General features: G+C 64.4%; 1 pseudogene. It reads left to right on the forward strand.

Annotated features, from left to right (window positions below):
- Positions 1-249: 249 nt before the first annotated feature.
- A pseudogene (locus tag FJ980_RS33730) lies at positions 250-1,084 on the forward strand (ABC transporter substrate-binding protein); the annotation flags it as partial.

Here is a 1,084-nt window from a genome sequence, read left to right on the forward strand (position 1 = left end):
GACGTGACCGGCAAAATGGCTCATCGCGTCGCGATAGGCCTGCGGTCCTATGTCGTTCTTCTTCAACACCGGAGATTTTCCATAGCCTGAACCCTATCGCTATATATGGCTAGATATGACAAGCCACAAGCGAAGTGCTTGGCCCATATCCCGAAATTCGCGTGTTGCGCCAAGACCGGGCAGCCTTTAGGTCTTGGCGGGAGTGGCGCCGGGACCATCCGGGCTCGCTTGGAGGAAGTCTTCGACAGGATGCGACCCGGGGCAACGATATCTGCCGCGCTGGCCTGGCTGCTGCTGACCGGCGCCGCCAACGCCCAGACGCTGCTCGTCGGTGTTGCCGCGCCGCTCTCCGGATCCTCGGCGATCCTTGGCAGGCAGATCGAAGCCGGCGCCGAAGTGGCGGCCCAGGCGAACGGCATCGAGCTCAAGACCATCGACGATGCCTGCACGGCCGATGGGGGTGCCGCGGCAGCCCGGGAATTCGCGACCGCCAAGGTCAATGTCGTCGTGGGATTTCTCTGTACGGAAGCGATCGAGGCGGCGATGCCGATCTTGAAGGACGCAGGCATCGCCGTCATCACCGTTGGCGTGCGAACCGAAAGCCTGACTGACCGTCGTCCCAAGACCGGCTGGCCGGTCTACCGGCTCTGACCGAGGGGCGACGACGAGCGCAATGCCGTCGCCAACACCCTTACCCGGCTTTGGCAGAACGAACTGTTCGCCGTCATCGATGACGGCACCATCTACGGCCGTGAGATCGCCGAGACGTTGCGGGCGGCGGCCGAACAGGCGGCGCTGAAGCCGGTGTTCGTCGATACGTTCCGGCCGCAGCTCGACAACCAGATCGGTCTGATTGGCCGGCTGAAGAAGGCCGGCGCAACCCATGTCTTTGCCGGTGGCGACGGCGACGACATCGCCATCATGGGTCGCGACGCCGCGCAACTCGACGCCGGCATCGTATTCGCCGGCGGCGAGAACCTGCGCACTCCGCCCGGCGCAGTGCCCTATGCCACGGGAACGCTGATGATCGCTCCCCCGGAATGGGCCGATGTCGCCAATCCCAAGGTGCTCGAGGTGTTTGCCT

This window comes from Mesorhizobium sp. B1-1-5, assembly GCF_006443065.1.
GTDB lineage: Bacteria > Pseudomonadota > Alphaproteobacteria > Rhizobiales > Rhizobiaceae > Mesorhizobium.